A 16,750-nucleotide genomic window follows, 5' to 3' on the forward strand; every position below is an offset into this window, starting at 1 on the left:
GGTCGTTGTGCCGCGTCAGACCTTTGCGGCCCGGCGGCGCCAGACGCGGAACCCGCCGGTGCCCAGCAGCAGCGCGCCCACGCCACCGATGGCGACGGCGTTGTCCGGGTGCAGCATGGCGGACCGCTTCGCTCCGGTGCTCGGCGAGTTCACGGCCTTGGTGTGCGGCAGCGCCAGATACGGGAAGCCGCGCCCGAAGCCGACGTCATTGGCATCGACCTTGTCACCGTCCTTGAGGGCGGGGACGAGTTTGCCGGTCTGCGCCGCGCCCTCGACCGCCTGGAGGGAGATGTCGATGACATCGTCGGTGAGCCGGCGGCCGTTGGGGAAGCCGGCCAGGTCCCCGGCGAGCACACCGAGCCGCTGCGGCTTCGCCGTGGGCGCGACGGCCATGTTGAGCCGCAGTTCCTCGGCCGGGACGATCCGGGACGGGGCCGCGTCCCTGTTGAGGCTGTGCGCGTTCAGATCGGCCTTGATCGGCCCGCACGCCTTGCAGATCCCGGTCAGGTAGATCTCGGCGAGGTCGTCGCGCGGCGTCTTCGGCGCGGGGATCCCGTACACCTGCTGGATCAGTTTGGGCAGGATCGGGTCGTAGACCTTGTCGACGACCGGCTGCACCGTGCGGTCCTGGTCGGGCGAGATCGAGTTGAAGGCGTCCTTGTACTTGAGCGGCACAACCACCTCGTTCACCAGCGGATTGCCCAGCCGGGACACCTGACGCCAGCCCCCGTCGGGGTCCTTGGCCCGGCTGTCGGTGACGTTGACGCCCCGGCGCTCGGTGGTGGACCAGATGCCGACGACCGGGTTGCGACCCGGGTTGCCGTGCAGCGCCAGGGCCTTCTTGGGGATCTGGAGCGCGACGGAGTTCACGTTGTACCCGGCCAGCGTGTCCTGGCCGACCTCGCTGAGGTTCCCGCCGTAGAGCAGGTCGAAGACGCGCAGGTCGGCGAAGAACGGGTCGTCGGCCTGGCCCGCGAACGCCTTCGCGCCCCCGGGAGCGTTGCGCACGGCCTGGCCGCGCAGGGCCGCGTAGTCCGGCATGGAGGCCGGACCCACCCGGGAGGGGGCGACCGGCGCGTCGTGCAGGAGGGTGCGGGTGTGCCCGTGCTCGGTCACCGTCAGGTCGTACACCTGGCGGAAGTTGAGATGGGGGTCGTCCAGTGTGCGCACCGGGCCCGTGTTGTAGAGGAACTGGTTCGCGTCGTCGCGGACGATGTTGCGGAAGCGCCAGGTGTAGGTGACATCGGGGCGCCCGTCCCCGGTGTTGTCGATCTTGATGTGGTACCGGGCGTCGTCGGCGAACGCGTAGAAGTTCGGCCCGCCGTTGGGCTCCTCGAAGGGAATCCAGTTGGCGACGAGCGTCACCGTGTCGGACCGGTCCGGGCTGGTGAAGGCGTACACGTCGGTGTTGTCCGCCCGGGGGTCCCCGGCGATCAGCGGAGCCTCACGGTGGCTGGAGGCCGCGCTGACACCCGGGGCCAGGGTCAGCGCGCCGAGCCCGGTGGCCAGCGCGCCGGCGCCCAGGACCATCAGTGAATGGTCGAGGACACGGCGCGCACGAGGCCGTGCGGAAGGAGTCTTCATGGGGTTCCTCTCGCTGCGAAGCCACCCGGCCCGCGTGGCGTCCTGCCGCACGCGGGCACGAGGGAGTTCAGATGGGGGAGGTGTGAGGCACCGACCCAGCGGGCGGGACATCGAAACGTGTCCGGGCGGCTTCCACGAAGGTCAGGTCACCTTCGCGGGTCGGGTTGTCACCGCGCACCGGAAGTCGATGCGCAGAACGCAGAGAACCACGAAAAGCCGCCGCCACACGCCGACGGGGCGCGTCCCCGCCGGGCCACCGCGTGACGCGATCGCAGACAAGCGCAGGTGAAGCGGTGGGTACCGGCACGGCGCAGCCGCGGAAAACCCCCCGCGACACGGGCCGGACCACTGGGCCGATCGATACCTTCGCGGCCTTGTCGCGGCGGTGTCGCGGTCCTGCGCGGTCCCGCGCGGTCCCGCGGAGGGGCGGGACGGGGACGGGCGAGGGCGAGGAAGTAAGCATTTCTACGGACGTGGTGCCCGCTCGCCGCTCCTACTGTCCTTCCACAAGCCCCGGGGCCGGGATGCACCGGACGCGTGGCGAAGCCGAGGACGGAGAGCGGATATGAGCCGATTGGCAGGCAAAGTCGCACTGGTCAGTGGCGGGGCCCGGGGGATCGGGCGGGGTATCGCCGACCTCTTCGCCGCGCAGGGAGCCACGGTGGTGGCCGCCGACGTCATCCGGCCGGAACCGGGGAGCGCGGACGGCCGGGGTGAGCACGCACAGGACGCCGGGGCCGTCGCGTTCGAATGGCTCGACGTGACCGACGAGGACGCCTGGGACCGCGTGGTGGGGGTGGTGGAGGACCGCTACGGCGGTATCGACATCCTGGTCAACAACGCGGGAGTGGGTTCGTACGAAGCCGTCCACGAACTGCACGCCGCCGAGTGGGACCGCGTACTCGGGGTGAACCAGACCGGTGTCTTCCTCGGGATGCGCGCGGTGATCCCCGCGATGCGCCGACGCGGCGGCGGCTCGCTCGTCAACATCTCCTCGATCTACGGCGCGGCCGCCGTCCCCGGCTCGCTCGCCTACCAGGCGACGAAGGGCGCGGTGCGCAGCATGACCCGTAACGCGGCCATCACCTACGCCGCCGAGTCGATCCGGGCGAACGCGGTGCTGCCGGGCTGGATCCGTACGCCCATGACCGCGTCGCAGACCGCCGAGTTCAACGACGCCGTCATCGCGTCGACGCCGATGGGGCGGGGCGCCGAGCCGCTGGACATCGCCTACGGGTGTGTCTATCTGGCGTCGGACGAGTCGGCGTACGTGACCGGTACCGATCTCGTGATCGACGGCGGTTTTCTGGCGCGCTGAAGCCCGCGCATGACATCGGCGGCGCACCACGAGACGGCAGCGCGCCACGGCACACCGGCAGCGCGCCACGGCACACCGATACCGCATCACCACACACCGCATCACCACTCACTGCATCGCACCGCACTGCGACCGGCCCCGCGCCGGTAGGACTGGAGAGCACATCATGGGGCGTTTGGCGGGCAAGGTCGCCCTCGTCACCGGAGGTTCCCGGGGGATCGGCCGGGGGATCACCGAGGCGTTCGTCCGGGAGGGCGCCGTGGTCGTCTCCGCCGACCTGACCGCGGCGGATCCGCCGGTGCCCGGTGTCCGGGAGATCCGCCTCGACGTCACGGACGAGGACGGCTGGGCGGAGGCGGTCGCCGGTGTGGAGCGTGCGCACGGCCGTCTCGACATCCTCGTCAACAACGCCGGTCTCATCTCCTACGAGCCGATCGACACCCTCACCCTCGCCGAGTGGGAGCGGGTCATCGCCGTGGACCAGACCGGTGTCTTCCTCGGCATGCGCGCGGCGATCCCCGCGATGCGGCGCGCGGGCGGTGGCTCGCTCATCAACATCTCCTCGGCCTGGGGGGTGGTGGGCGGTGTGGGCACGCACGCCTACCACGCCGCCAAGGGCGCCGTACGCAGCATGACCCGTAACGCGGCCATCACCTACGCCGCCGAGGCGATCCGCGCCAACTCCGTGATCCCCGGCTGGATCGAGACCCCGCTGACCGACGCGCAGCCCGCCGAGCTGAACGCGGCCGTCCTGGCGGGCACCCCGATGGGCCGCGGCGGCACACCTGCCGAGATCGCCCACGGGTGTGTCTATCTGGCGTCGGACGAGTCGGCGTACGTCACCGGCACCGACCTGGTCATCGACGGCGGGCTGCTCGCCCAGTGAGCCGCCGCCGGTACGCGGCGTGCGGACCCACGACAGGCGGACCTACGACAGGCGGACCCACCACAGAGAGGACATGACCGAGATGAGCAACTCCCTCACCGTCGCGGCGGCCCAGTTCGAGATGCGCGAGGTCGACGGGTTCGACGCCTTCGCCCGACAGGTGCGCGGCCTGCTCGACCGTACGGACGGCGCCGACCTGGTGGTTCTGCCCGAGCTGTTCACGGCGGCGCTCTTCACCGCCCGGCCCGGCTGGCGCGCCGATCCCGTGGGCGAGCTGAGCCGGATCGCCGACTACACCGACGACTACGGCGCCCTGTTCCAGGACGCGGCCCGCACCCGGGGCCAGGTCATCGTCGCGGGCTCGCACCTGGTCCGTGCGCCCGACGGCGAGGGGGTGCACAACACGGCTTTCGTGTTCTTCCCCGACGGCTCGGTCGTCCGCCACGTCAAGACGCATATCTTCCCGGCCGAGGCCGGTTGGGGCACCGGCGAGGGAGACATCCTCGCGCCCTTCCGCGTCGGCTCCGTCACCGTCGGTGTCTCCATCTGCTACGAGACGGAGATCCCCGAGGTCGCGACGGTCCTCGCCCGCAAGGGCGCCGAGCTGATCGTCAGCCCGTCCTACACCTTCACCCCGGCCGGTTTCTGGCGTGTCCGGCACTGCGCCCAGGCCCGCGCCATCGAGAACCAGGTGTACGTGGTGCACTGCCCGACCACCGGCGACCCCGGGGCTCCGCTCTCCCCGGGGCGCGGGCGTTCCTCGGTCCTCGGCCCCTGCGACACCGGATTCGCCCCCGACGGTGTGCTCGCCGAGGCCGCCCCGGACACCCAGGACGTCATCACCGCCCGGCTCGACCTCGATCTGCTCCACGAGAACCGGCGGACGGGCGCGGCCACCACCCACACGGACCGCCGCCGCCGCGCACCGGTCTACCGCGACTACGCCGAAGAGCTGCTGGCCGGTCTCTGACCTCGCCCCGGCCCGCCACGGCTTGGGGCCCCACCGCCCCTTCCCTTCCCGTCTCCCACCGGAGGACGACATGCCTCTCCACCTTCCCGAGGGCAAGACCCTCGCCGTCTCCATCGGCGCCGACTTCGACGCGCACAGCGTCTGGATGGGCACCTTCAACCTCAGCAGCCCCAGCTATCTCTCCCGCGGTGAGTTCTGTGCCGAGGTCGGAGTGCCCCGGCTGATCAGCCTTTTCGAGCGGTACGGGGTACGGGCCACCTGGTGCACCCCGGGGCATTCCATGGTGACGTTCCCGGAGCGCTTCCGGGAGATCGTGGACGCCGGTCACGAGATAGCCGCCCACGGCTGCTACCACGAGGGCGTGCCGAGCCTCGACCTCGACACCGAACGGCGCCTGATGGCAGCGCAGTTGGCGCAGCACGAGAAGCTGGTGGGGGTGCGTCCGCGCGGATACCGCTCGCCCGCCTGGGACTTCACCGACGGGACGATGCGGATCCTGGAGGAGAACGGATTCGAGTGGGACTCCTCGCTGATGGGCCGTGACTTCGAGCCGTACCACCCGCGGCCGGTGACCGTGGGCTGGGAGGAGGGCAGCACCTTCGGTCCGCCGAGCCCGCTGCTGGAGTTCCCCGTCTCGTGGTTCCTCGACGACTTCCCCGTCGCCGAGTACATCCCCGGCGTCAACCAGGGACTTGGCTCCAGCGAGGTGATGTTCCAGCGCTGGAAGGACCACTTCGACTACGCCTATCAGCATGTGCCGTCGGGAGTGCTCGCGCTGACCGTGCACCCGCAGACCATCGCGCGTGCGCACAACCTGATCGGTTTCGAGAAGCTCATCGACTACATGCGCGGTCACGAAGGCACCTGGTTCGCCGGTCTGAGCGAGATCTACGACACCTGGACCGAGGACTGAGGCCCGAGGACCGAGAAGGCCCGAAGACCGAGAAGAACCGAAGACCGAGAAGAACCGAAGACCGAGAAGAACCGAGGATCGAGGGCCGAGGCTCAGGGCCCACACTCCTCCGAAGCCTCCGCACCCCCGCGAAGCCTCCGCACCCCGGCCGACGCCACCACCCCCCGCGCTCCCGTGTCACCTCGCCTGTCCCCCGTAGGGAGAACGACCATGGAACGACCTCTGAAGAAATCCGGCGCGCGATCCCTCCTCGCGGTCGCCGCCTGCGCGTTCGCCGTGACCCTGACCGCCGGGGCGTGTTCCGTCCCCTCCGACCAGGCCGCCGCCACCTCCGACGGCGCGTCGTCCACGGGCGCCAAGGGGCCCGCCGAGGTGTCGGATCTGAAGATCGCCTACTTCTCGGCGGGCACCAGCAACGCCTACCTCCAGGCGGCCATCGCGGCGGCCAAGAAGGAGGCCGGCACGCTGGGGGTGAAACTCGACGTCTTCGACGGGCAGTTCGACGCCCAGAAGCAGTTCGACCAGATCCAGACGGCCCTGACCAGCGGCCGGTACAACGCCTTCGCGGTCGAGCCGAACGACGGCAACCTGGTGTGCAAGCTGCTCACCAAGAACGCCGCCGACAAGGGCATCCTCGTCTCCGTCTTCAACCTGCCGATCTGCGGGCGCGCCACCGAACTCGGTGACAAGACCTGGGAGCCCGGCACCGTCACCTACGTCGGCGGTCAGACCCTCGACGTCTACCGCGACTGGGTCGACCAGGTCATCAAGGACAACCCCGGGGGCGCCAAGGTCGCCCTCATCTCCGGCCCCGACCTCAACGCCAACACCATCTGCTTCCAGGAGGCGGCCAAGGAGTTCGCGAAGCACAAGGGGTTCGAGGTCGTCGCCCGGCAGTCCACCGACTACACCACGCCCAAGGGGCTGGCGGCGGCCCAGACCATCCTGCGGGCCAACCCGGACCTCAACGTCATCATGTCGAACTTCTCCGGGATGAGCCGCGGTGTCGTCCAGGCCGTCAGCGGTGCCAAACGCGCCGGGAAGGTCAAGATCTACGACTTCGGCGGCGACGCCTGGGCGCTGGACTCGGTGAAGCGGGGCGCGCTGGAGCAGAGCGTGATGATGCTGCCCGCACAGGAGACCGTCGAGGCGATCCGCGCGCTCGCCGACCACGTCAAGGGCGAGGACGTCCCGCACTTCATCAACCTCACCGAGTCGTCCGCGCTGCCCGGCACGCCCTTCGCGACCCGCGAGACCGTCGGCGACTTCCACCCCGAGTACTGAGCCGGTCTGTGCCGTGTCAGGAGAGGAGCCACCGATGACAGCACAACCCAGCGCGTCCGATCCGACCGCGTCCGGCCCCACCGCGTCCGGCCCCACCGCGTCCGGCCCCACCGCGCCGGGTCGGGCCGCGTCCGGCCCGGCCGCGTCCCTTCCCGTGGCCGAGCCGCCCCCGCCTGCCGTGGTGTGCCGCGGTGTGGGGAAGGTGTTCGGCAAGACGTACGCGGTGCGCGATGTCGACCTGGAGATCCCCGCGGGCGCCGTCCACGCCCTCGTCGGCGAGAACGGCGCGGGAAAGTCCACCCTGCTCGGGATGGTCAGCGGCCGGCTCGCCGCCGACACCGGATCCGTGGAGGTCTTCGACACGGTCCTGGGCGACGGCGGCCCCCGCAAGGCGCGCGGGCTCGGGCTGGTGACGGTCTATCAGGAACTCACCATGGTGCCCGCGCTGAGCGCCGAGGCCAACGTCTTCCTCGGCGGCCAGCTCACCCGGCGGGGGCTGCTCTCCCGCCGCGAGATGCGCCGCAGGTACGAGGAGATGTGCGCCGACTTCGAGGTGTCGATCCCGGCCGACGCCCTCGCCCGTACCCTCTCCGTCTCCCAGCAGCAGATCCTGGAGATCATGCGCGGTGTCCAGGCCGACGGCCGGGTGCTGCTGCTGGACGAGCCCAGCGCGGCGCTCGCCGAACACGAACGGGACATCCTGTACCGGATCCTGGGCCGGCTGCGTTCCCGGGGAACGACGATCGTCTTCGTCAGCCACAACCTCGAAGAGGTGCTCCGGCTGAGCGACACCATCTCCGTACTGCGCAACGGCCGCCTGGTGGAGACCGCTCCCCGCGAGCGGTGGAACCGGCAGGCGCTGATCCGCTCCATGGTGGGGCGGGAGATCGGGGTCACCGCGCGCGGCGCCACCCACGAGCCGGGCGGCCCGGCGCTGGAGGCGTCCGGGGTCAGCGCGGGCATCGTCGACGACATCGGCATCCGGGTCCACCAGGGCGAGATCGTCGGCCTGTGGGGACTGGTCGGCTCCGGCCGCACCACGTTCATGCGGGCCCTGGCCGGTCTCGACCGTACGTCCTCGGGCGAACTGCGCCTGGGCGGCGAGTCCGTGCCCTGGCCGCGCTCCGCCCGGGAGGCCATCGCGAGCGGTGTGGTGATGGTGCCCGAGGACCGCAAGAACGGGCTCGTGCCCGGCATGGACGCGGTGGGCAACGTCAGTGTCGGCGTCACCCGCTTCACCCGGCTCGGGCGCGTCGACCGGGGCCGGGAGCGCGCCGACGCCGAGCGGTTCACCCGCTACTTCGGCTTCGACGCCGACCGCCTGGACGCCCCGGTGCGCCACCTGTCCGGCGGCAACCAGCAGAAGGTCCTGCTGGCGAAGTGGGCGGCCCGCACCCCGCGCGTGTTCCTCATCGACGAGCCGACGCGCGGCATCGACGTCGGCGCCAAGTCCGAGGTGCTGGCCAGCCTGGTCAGCCTCGCGCGGGACGGCGCCGCCGTGATCGTGACCTCCTCCGAACTGGAGGAGGTGCTCGCCATCGCGAACCGTCTGCTGGTCTTCGCGAAGGGGCGGGTGGTCGGTGAGATCCCCGCCGACTCCCCCCGGTTCCGGGTGCGGGACATCGTACGCCTGGGCTTTCACGAGAAGGAGACCGAGAGATGAGTTCACCGGCCGTGCCCACCACATCCCCCGCACCACCCACCGGCGGCCCGGGGGCGCCCGCCGGCCCTGAGCACCCCGCCGAGGGCGCGGCCACCGGCCGGGGGGCCCGGGTCCGGGCGCTCGCCCTGCGCTACAGCATGCTGTGGGTGCTGGTGGCCCTCGTCCTCGCCGCCACCGTGCTCTACCCGGGCTTCCTCCAGCTCGCCAACGTGCAGGACATCCTGACGCAGAACGCCGCCGTGGGCATCATCGCCGTCGCGATGACGTTCGTGATCATCTCCGGAGGTTTCGACCTCTCCGTCGGTGCCACCTACGCCCTGGGGGCCACGGTCTTCGCCGGGGTCACCAAGAGCACCGGGTCGGTCGTCCTGGCGGGCGGCTGCGCCCTGCTGGCGGGTGTCGTGGTGGGCGCCGCCAACGGCACGATCATCGCCCGCTGGAAGGTGAACCCCTTCGTCACGACGCTGGGCATGTCCTCGGTGATCTCGGGACTGGCGTACGTGTACTCCAACTCGGCGCCGTTCATCGTGGACGGCATCTCCTTCCAGTACCTGGCCCTCACCGCCGTCGCCGGGGTGCCGCTGCCGATCTGGATCCTGCTCGTCGCCTTCCTCGCGGGCGCCGTACTGCTCTCGCAGACCGGCTACGGACGCAACATCTACGCCATCGGCGGCAACGAGGAAGCGGGCCGGCTGTCCGGCCTGCGGGTGCCGTGGCTGGTGGGCAGCGCGTATGTGATGACCGGTGTGACGGCCGCGCTCGCGGGCATGATGGACGCCTCCCGGCTGGGCGTGGGCCAGGCCGACGTCGGCGCCACCGTGGCGCTCGACACGATCGCCATCGTCGTGGTCGGCGGCACCTCGCTGCGCGGCGGCGAGGGCGCCGTCTGGCGCTCCGGCGTGGGGCTGCTGATCCTCGCGACGCTCACCAACGTGTTCTACAGCCTCAACATCAGCCAGCACTGGCAGCTCATCGCGAAGGGCACCATCGTGGTGGCGGCCGTCGCGCTCGACTCGCTGCTGCGCCGCCGCCGCACCTGAGCGGCCCCGCGGCGCCGCTGCCCCGTACGAACAGCGCGCGGATGAAGATGGCCGAAACAACTCCTTATCTGTTTGTTACGTATCTCCCTGTTGGTCGGCGCCCGTCCCCGGCATGATGAGCGCGTATCACACCGCGGTCCCGGGACTGTCCGGGCACCGTGCCGGGGCCGCGTCGTCCGCGGCCGTCCTCACCCAAAGGGATGGGGGATACGCCCGTGTCCGCAGTGCAGAAAACACCTCCTCCCTGGCACCACACCACCCGTCCGGCACCTCCGGCCACCGCGATCGTGCTGGCCGACGGGCGGGTCGAGGCCACCGAGCAGACCCCCGACGGCCCGTCCGACGGGCCGGGGCCCGCCGTCGCGTTCCTCCGCGCGCACACCGCGCTGACCGATCTGATCAGCGCGTGTGTACGGACCGAACCCGGCCGGATCGGTTTCATGTGGACCGACAGCACGGCCCGCGGACTCGTACGGCTGTGGGTGGACCCGTTCCGCGACGCGGCGGACCGGCCACTGGGCCGTGTCCTGATCGAACCGTGTCACCCCTCGCCGTACGGGCTGACACTGCGCGAACTCGACGTCCTCACCCTGATCGTCGCCGGCCTCACCAACAACGAGATCGGCGAACGGCTCTTCACCAGCCCCCGCACGGTCACCACCCACGTGGACCGGCTGCTCACCAAACTCCAGCTCTCCAGCCGCGCGGCCGCCGCCGCCGTCGCCCTGGACCAGGGCCTGGTCCGGCTGCCGTTCCCCGGCGGCGGCGCGCCGTTCGGGCGCCTCGCGGTGGGCCGGATCGCGGTCGCCGCGCAGGGCGGCACCCCCGTACCGGCGCCCGTGCCTGGCCCCACCCGGCCGCTGCGCCGACGTCCGCTGCTGCTGGGCGCCGTCCTGCCGCTGACCGGCCCGGCGGCGGACGACGGCAGGGAGATGCTGCTGGCGACGCGGCTCGCGCTGGAGGAGATCAACGACCTGGGCGGGATCGCGGGCCGCCGGGTCGAGGTGGTCACGGCGGATGTGGAGGTGACGGACCCGGCCTCGGTGCGCGGGGCGTTCGAGGAGCTGGTGGCGCTGGAGGTCGACGCGCTGACCTCCGGCTACATCGGTCCGCAGGACGTGGCGCACGAGATCGCGGCGGACTACGGCTGCCCCTACCTCCACGCGGCGACCCTGGACTCGATGGTGACACGGGTCGCGGACGATCCCGGACGGTACGGCGGTGTGTTCCAGGTGTGTCCGAGCGACACACGCTACGGCCCCGGCTACGTCCGCTTCCTGACCCGGCTGCGGGACAGCGGCCGGTGGCGTCCCGATTCGGACCGGCTGGTGGTGGTGCAGGGAGTGTGGCCGCTGGGCGATCTCGGCCGGGGCGAGATGGAGCGGGCCGTGGAGGAGGGCGGCTGGTCCCTGACGGTGCTCTCGGGCATCGGTATGGCCGGGGCGGAGTGGGAGTCGGTGGCCCGACGGGTACGGGAGATGGCCCCCGCCTCGGTCCTGGTCGGCCACTACTTCATGCCGGGCAGCCTCGCGTTCCTGCGCGAACTGCTGCGCGACGGCGGTCCGCCCGTACTGCCGTACCTGCTCTACACCCCCTCCATCCCGAGTTTCCGCGCGGCGCTGGGGCCGCTGGCGGAAGGGCTGCTCTGGGCCACGGTGACGGGCACGTACGCCGATCACATCGGCCGTGCCTTCGCGGCGCGTTACCGGGTCCTGCACGGGGTGGCGCCCGGCCGGTCGCACGCGGGGATCGCCTACGACCGGGCGCGGATGATCGCCGGGGCGTGGTCGCGCGTGGACGATCCCCGGGACTACCGGCGGGTCGCCACCGCGCTGCGGACCACGATCCACCGCGGTGTGAACGGCGCGTACTACCTGGCCGATCCCGGGCAGGCGGCGCTGGCCTATCCCGAGCTGACACCGGACCCCTCGATCGGCCAGGCCCACCTCGTGCACCAGATCCAGGACGGCAGGCACCGCATCCTCGCGCCGTCCCCGTACGCGGACGGCCGGTTCCGGCTGCCGCCCCGGTTCGGGCCCACCGGTCAGCGAGGTACGGAGCCGACCTCCGGCGCGCGGGACATCGCGCGCAGCGCGGCGGCGGACGGGGACCCGGGAGCGGCGGTGTAGACGAGCACGACTTCGTCCGGTTCGCCGGTGAGCTGGAGGGCCTCCCAGAAGAACTCCAGCCGCCCGTGCGGAGGGCAGTGCAGCAGGACGGTCGCATGCGTCGTTTCGAGCACGTGCTGCTGCGACCAGAGCCGGCGGAAGTCCGCGCTGGATTCGGTGAGATGACCGATCTCCCGCGCCAGCTCCGGGTCGTGCGGCCGCTTCCCCGTCTCGGTGCGCAGGTACGACACCGCCTCGCGGGCCTTCGCCTCCCAGTCGACGTACAGCCGCCGCGCGTGGGAATCGGTGAAGACGAGCCGTCCGACGGTCCGGTGCTCGGCGGGGATCGCGGCGAAGTCCGCGAATATGGTCACCGCCAGCCGGTTCCAGGCGAGGATCGCGCCGCCCCGGCCGACCAGATAGGCGGGCGTGTCGGTCATCGAGCCGAGGAGGTGCCGCACGCTGGGCCGTACGCCGGTGCCGCCCGCGCTCCCGGTCCTGCCCGTCGGCCGCGCCAGGCTGCGCAGGTACTGGCGCTCGCCCGTGCTGAGCCGGAGCGCGTCGGCGACGGCGTCGAGGACCGCGTCCGACACCCGTGACGCCTGGCCGCGTTCGAGCCGGATGTAGTGCTCGACGCTGATGGCCGCGAGGGTGGCGATCTCCTCGCGGCGCAGCCCTCTCACCCGTCTGACCCCGTGCTCGGGTAATCCGACGTCGCGGGGGCGCAGCCGGGCGCGGCGGGAGATCAGGAAGTCACGGAGTGCCTCAGATGTGTCCATGCCATGATTCTTGGCCGCTCGCTCCTCCGAACGCCAGTACGCGTCCGGGGAGCGGCGTTGTCGCGCCAGGGCAGGATGTGACCTCCCTCGGCCGGGTGGTACCGCGCGATCCTCGTACGGCGGCCTTCGCTTCCGAAGGCGCGCTCCGCTGCCGCTTGACCGGCGTCAGCCTGCCGAGAGGAAACACAACGTGGCTCACACCACCGCGCTTGCCCGCAAGCGCCGCCTTGCCTCCACGATCGGCGTGCTCGTGGCACTGATCGGGCTGACCGCGGGCACGACGGGGACCGCGTCCGCCGCCGCGGCCAAGAAGTGCATCATCGAGGTCGCGTACGAGGGGAAGTGGATCGGGATCGAGTACGAGTGCTGAGCTGACGGGCGGCCCCCGGGGGAGGGGGCGGTGGCGGGCGGCGGAGGACGGGTCCGCCGCCCGCGCGGGGAGTTCGGGGGCACGGTCCGGTGGCGCCGCCGCCGTGCCCCCGACGGCCCCGTGTGCCTGGTGGTCCCGTGTGCCCGGCGGTTCCGTGTGCCCGACGGCCCCGCGTGCCCGACAGTCCCGTGTGCCTGGTGGTCCCGTGCCCGACAGTCCCGTGCGCCCGGTGATTCGGATCCGCAGGTGTGTTGGATCCGCCGGTGTTTCGGATCCGCAGCCGGCTCAGATCCGCAGGTGGGAGGCGCCGTTGACGTCGAGGACCGTGCCCGAGGACCAGGTGGCCTCCGGCGAGGCGAGGTACAGCACGGCGGCGGCCACCTCCTCGGGGGTACCGACCCGGCCGAAGGGGCTCTGCTCGCGCAGCGCCTCGCCCTCAGGTCCCGCCAGCTTGCCTGCCTGACGCTCGGTCGCGACGAAGCCGGGCGCCACGGAGGTCACCGTGATGCCGTGCGGCGCCAGCGCGACGGCCATCGACTGCCCGAAGGCGTGCAGCGCGGCCTTGCCCGCCCCGTACGCGGGGAAGTCGGGCTCGCCCCGGAAGGCGCCTCGCGAACCGACGTTGACGATACTGCCCGGCTCGCCGCGGTCGATGAGATGCCGGGCGACCCCGTAGGTGACGTGCACGGCACCCAGCAGATTGACCTGGATCATGCGCTGCCAGATCTCCTGCCAGTCCGGGTAGGAGACGTCGGCCACCGCGTGGCGGTTGTCCGCGCCGGGCGCCAGGGCCGCGTTGTTCACCAGGACGTCGACGCCGCCGAGAGCGCGTACGGCCTCCTCGACGATGGACCGGGCCGCGTCGGCGTCCGCGAGATCGCCGCCGACCAGCACATGGCCGTCGCCGGGCAGCTCCCGCAGCGTCAGCGCCGCGTCCTCGCGCCGCGTCGCGTAGTGCACCGCCACGCGGTCACCGCGTTCGGCGAACGCGCGGGCCACCGCGCGGCCGATGCCCCGGGACGCCCCGGTCACCAGGACGCGCCTCATGACGCGCCGACCTTCGGACGGTCCGGGGCCGCCGTCGACCGTCGCGCCGCACCCCGCTCGTCCACCGTCAGCGGCGGACGAGCCGCCGGACACCCGCGCATATCGAAACTCCTCAATGATCGCCGGGCTCCGAGCCTGGTCCGTGTCCGGCCCGGGTGTCAACCGCGACACCGGACCGGCGGGCCGCGCCCCGGGCGGGCGCGGGCCGGGCCGTGCGCGCGGACGCGGTGGGTCCGTCGCAGGCGAGTGCGCTCAGGAACCCGTCCATCAGGGAGATCTGGACGGATTCGGGGAACCGCTCGGGGTCGAAGAGCGCCTGGACGACCAGGCCGTGCGTGAACGCGACGGCCGAGGCGGCGAGTTGGTCCGCGTCGGTGGCGGCGGGGACTTCGCCGCGGTCGCGCGCGGCCTCGATGTGCGGCCGGATCGCGGACCGCATGCGCGCGTAACGCTCCGCCTGGCCCGAGCCCAACTCCCCGTCGGCCAGGGCGAGATCCCAGGAGCTGACCCAGACGCGGTTGCGGGCCGTGTCGTCCTCGGTCAGCGGCAGGATGTCCAGCAGCGCCGCGCGCAGGGCGGCCAGCCCCTCGGTGGGGCTGCCGCGCCGTGGGCGCTCCGCGGTGCGTTTCTCCAGGACGTCCAGGGCATGGGCCACCAGCGCGCGCTTGGTGGGGAAGTAGTGCATGAGCATCCCGGTCGAGACGTCCATCTCGGCGGCGACCGCGCGCAGCGTCAGCCCGCCGAACCCCTGGGCGGCGAGCGTGCGCCACACGGCCTCCGAGACGTCCTCGCGGCGGGCTTCGCGGTCTCCTCGTGCGGGTGGCATGGCTGTTACCTTACATACCGAACGCTCGTTACGTACCTGTTCCCGTGAGTCCCCGCGTCGAAAAGAGACCGCCGTGTACGCGCTCGCCCTGGGCGGCAACGCCCTGCTCCGCCCCCTCGAACCCTGGCAGGCACCCGAGTTCCTCGCCCACATCGACCGCGCCCGGCCCCACGTGGACCCCTGGATCCCCTGGGCGACGTTCTCCACCGACCTGGCCTCGGCCACCGCCGTCCTCCAGCGGTACGCGGACAACCAGGCCAAGGACGCGGCCCGGATCCACGGCATCTGGCTGGACGGCACCCTGGTCGGCGGCGTCATGTTCACCACCTTCGACGCGGCCTCCGGCGTCTGCGAGATCGGCTGCTGGCTGGAGGCGGCGGGGGAGGGGCGCGGCCTGGTCGCCGCGGCGTCCCGCGCGCTGATCGACTGGGCGTTCCGGGAGCGCGGCATGAGCCGCGTCGAATGGTGGGCCGCCGCGGGCAACACCCGCAGCATCGAGGCCGCCCGTCGGCTCGGCATGACCCGCGACGGGGTGCTGCGGCAGCGCTACCCCTACCGGGGCGTCCGGCACGACAAGGAGATCTGGTCCGTACTCGCCGACGAGTGGCCCGCCGCCCCGGCCGTCCCGAAGGACGGACCCCAGGTCCTGCCCGAGGGCGGCCGGTAGCCGCGCGCGGTCCGGCCGTCGTCGCGTGGTGCCGGGTCGCGCCGCGTGGTCTGGACGGACGTCGCGTTCCGGCCGAGAATGACTCCGCAGCCCGCGAACAGTCCGAACAGGCCATCTCTCAAGGGGTGTTCATGCGTCGTCTGCTCATCGGACCCACCGCCCTCGCCCTCGCGGCCGCCCTCACCGCCTGCGGCTCCTCGGACTCCCCGGGCGGCCGGGGAGACGGCGGTCGGGCCGCGATCACCGTGGGGGTCATCCCCATCGTGGACGTCGCTCCCCTCTACCTCGGCGAGAAGCGGGGCTTCTACCGTGACCGTGGCATCGACCTGACGCTCAAGACCGGCCAGGGCGGCGCCGCGATCGTGCCCGGGGTGATCAGCCGGCAGTTCCAGTTCGGCTTCTCGAACGTGACCTCCCTGCTGATCGCCCAGTCCAACAAGGTCCCGGTACGGGCCGTCGCGAACGGTGGCGCCTCGACCGGCCGGGACGGCGCGGACTTCGGAGGCATCACCGTCGGCAAGGACAGCACCCTCAAGTCGGCCAAGGACCTCGCGGGCAGAAAGGTCGCCGTCAACACGCTCAAGAACATCGGCGACACCTCGGTACGCCAGTCGGTGCGCAAGGCGGGCGGCGACCCGGACCGGGTCACCTTCGTCGAGCTGGCCTTCGACCAGATGGCCGCCGCCCTCGACAGCGGCCAGGTCGACGCCGCCTGGGCGGTCGAGCCCGCGCTCTCCACGATCAAGGGCAGAGGCGGCCGGGTGATCGCCTCCAACTTCGTCGACGTGGCCCCCGATCTCACGGTCGCCCTCTACTTCACCTCCGCCGAGTACGCGCGGCGCAACCCCGAGCTGGTGGAGAAGTTCCGGGCGGCCACCAAGGAGTCCCTCTCCTACGCCACCGACCACCCCGACGAGGTACGGGAGATCCTCACCACCTACACCCGGATCCCCGAGGCGACCCTGCGCGCGATGACGCTGCCGCGCTGGCCGCAGGAGCCCAACCGGGCGTCGATCGACGCGCTGATCGCGCTCGGCACGAAGGACGGGATCTTCAAGACGGCGCCCGATCCGGACGAGCTGCTGCCATGACGGCCGCGCCGGACCCCTCGGCCGGGAGCGGCCCCCCGCCCGACCCGGGCCCTCCGCCCGACCCGGGCCGCTCGGCCGTTCCGGGCCGCTCGCCCGACCCGGGCACCTCGGCCGTTCCGGGCCACTTGCCGGTCACCGGCCCCTCGCCCGTCACCGGCCCGGCCGCCGCTCCTGCCCCTGCCGCCCCTGCTCCTGTCCCTGCGC

Annotated in this window: 15 protein-coding genes; 11 read left to right on the forward strand and 4 right to left on the reverse strand. The window is 72.0% G+C overall.

Translation table 11 applies throughout. The features are described 5' to 3' along the window. Positions 1–15 precede the first annotated feature (15 nt). Positions 16–1,584 carry a DUF4331 domain-containing protein gene (locus DVH02_RS29975; protein WP_114626992.1) on the reverse strand — a complete coding sequence of 523 codons (1,569 nt, stop codon included), beginning with the start codon at positions 1,582–1,584 and terminating at the stop codon, positions 16–18. Positions 1,585–2,149: 565 nt separating this feature from the next. On the opposite strand from DVH02_RS29975, the gene DVH02_RS29980 reads away from it, so the two are divergent. The 8 genes from DVH02_RS29980 to DVH02_RS35350 all read left to right on the forward strand — a co-directional run bounded on the left by DVH02_RS29980 (position 2,150) and on the right by DVH02_RS35350 (position 11,787). Then, complete coding sequence (locus DVH02_RS29980; RefSeq protein WP_114626993.1) at positions 2,150–2,902, forward strand: SDR family NAD(P)-dependent oxidoreductase; 753 nt, start codon at positions 2,150–2,152, stop codon at positions 2,900–2,902. 166 nt (positions 2,903–3,068) lie between these two features. Continuing rightward, the gene (locus DVH02_RS29985) at positions 3,069–3,788 is read left to right on the forward strand and encodes an SDR family oxidoreductase (protein ID WP_114626994.1); all 720 of its coding nucleotides are present in this window, start codon (positions 3,069–3,071) and stop codon (positions 3,786–3,788) included. 73 nt (positions 3,789–3,861) lie between these two features. Next, positions 3,862–4,758 carry a nitrilase-related carbon-nitrogen hydrolase gene (locus DVH02_RS29990; protein ID WP_233518545.1) on the forward strand — a complete coding sequence of 299 codons (897 nt, stop codon included), beginning with the start codon at positions 3,862–3,864 and terminating at the stop codon, positions 4,756–4,758. A 70-nt stretch (positions 4,759–4,828) separates the two neighbouring features. Further along, positions 4,829–5,671, forward strand: a complete 843-nt coding sequence (locus DVH02_RS29995) for a polysaccharide deacetylase family protein (RefSeq protein ID WP_114626995.1) — start codon at positions 4,829–4,831, stop codon at positions 5,669–5,671. A gap of 210 nt (positions 5,672–5,881) precedes the next feature. Continuing rightward, on the forward strand, positions 5,882–6,955 hold the full coding sequence (locus DVH02_RS30000; protein WP_114626996.1) for a sugar ABC transporter substrate-binding protein: 1,074 nt from the start codon (positions 5,882–5,884) through the stop codon (positions 6,953–6,955). A 34-nt stretch (positions 6,956–6,989) separates the two neighbouring features. Next, positions 6,990–8,618, forward strand: coding sequence for a sugar ABC transporter ATP-binding protein (locus DVH02_RS30005; RefSeq protein WP_114626997.1), 1,629 nt, complete (start codon positions 6,990–6,992; stop codon positions 8,616–8,618). Beyond that, a complete protein-coding gene (locus DVH02_RS30010; RefSeq protein ID WP_114626998.1) occupies positions 8,615–9,658 on the forward strand; it encodes an ABC transporter permease in 1,044 nt (347 codons plus the stop codon). Before DVH02_RS30005 ends, DVH02_RS30010 begins: the two co-directional genes overlap by 4 nt. A gap of 215 nt (positions 9,659–9,873) precedes the next feature. Then, positions 9,874–11,787 (forward strand): ABC transporter substrate-binding protein, encoded by a 1,914-nt coding sequence (locus DVH02_RS35350; protein ID WP_233518546.1) that lies wholly within the window; start codon positions 9,874–9,876, stop codon positions 11,785–11,787. Here DVH02_RS35350 and DVH02_RS30020 read toward each other — a convergent pair. Beyond that, positions 11,703–12,545 carry an MmyB family transcriptional regulator gene (locus DVH02_RS30020; RefSeq protein WP_114626999.1) on the reverse strand — a complete coding sequence of 281 codons (843 nt, stop codon included), beginning with the start codon at positions 12,543–12,545 and terminating at the stop codon, positions 11,703–11,705. The two genes, DVH02_RS35350 and DVH02_RS30020, sit on opposite strands and share 85 nt — an antisense overlap. A gap of 190 nt (positions 12,546–12,735) precedes the next feature. Between DVH02_RS30020 and DVH02_RS30025 the strand changes: the two genes are divergently transcribed. Next, the gene (locus DVH02_RS30025) at positions 12,736–12,915 is read left to right on the forward strand and encodes a hypothetical protein (protein WP_114627000.1); all 180 of its coding nucleotides are present in this window, start codon (positions 12,736–12,738) and stop codon (positions 12,913–12,915) included. 285 nt (positions 12,916–13,200) lie between these two features. On the opposite strand, the gene DVH02_RS30030 is transcribed toward DVH02_RS30025, so the two are convergent. After that, the gene (locus DVH02_RS30030) at positions 13,201–13,962 is read right to left on the reverse strand and encodes an SDR family NAD(P)-dependent oxidoreductase (RefSeq protein ID WP_114627001.1); all 762 of its coding nucleotides are present in this window, start codon (positions 13,960–13,962) and stop codon (positions 13,201–13,203) included. Between the two features lie 112 nt (positions 13,963–14,074). Continuing rightward, positions 14,075–14,788 carry a TetR/AcrR family transcriptional regulator gene (locus DVH02_RS30035; RefSeq protein WP_114627002.1) on the reverse strand — a complete coding sequence of 238 codons (714 nt, stop codon included), beginning with the start codon at positions 14,786–14,788 and terminating at the stop codon, positions 14,075–14,077. A gap of 73 nt (positions 14,789–14,861) precedes the next feature. Between DVH02_RS30035 and DVH02_RS30040 the strand changes: the two genes are divergently transcribed. Then, on the forward strand, positions 14,862–15,455 hold the full coding sequence (locus DVH02_RS30040) for a GNAT family N-acetyltransferase (protein ID WP_114627003.1): 594 nt from the start codon (positions 14,862–14,864) through the stop codon (positions 15,453–15,455). A 131-nt stretch (positions 15,456–15,586) separates the two neighbouring features. Further along, entirely contained in the window at positions 15,587–16,546 is a 960-nt protein-coding gene (locus DVH02_RS30045) for an ABC transporter substrate-binding protein (RefSeq protein WP_114627008.1), read from the forward strand. The last annotated feature ends 204 nt before the right edge of the window (positions 16,547–16,750 follow it).

The sequence above is a fragment of the Streptomyces corynorhini genome (genome assembly GCF_003346515.1).
GTDB classification, from domain to species: Bacteria; Actinomycetota; Actinomycetes; order Streptomycetales; family Streptomycetaceae; genus Streptomyces; species Streptomyces corynorhini.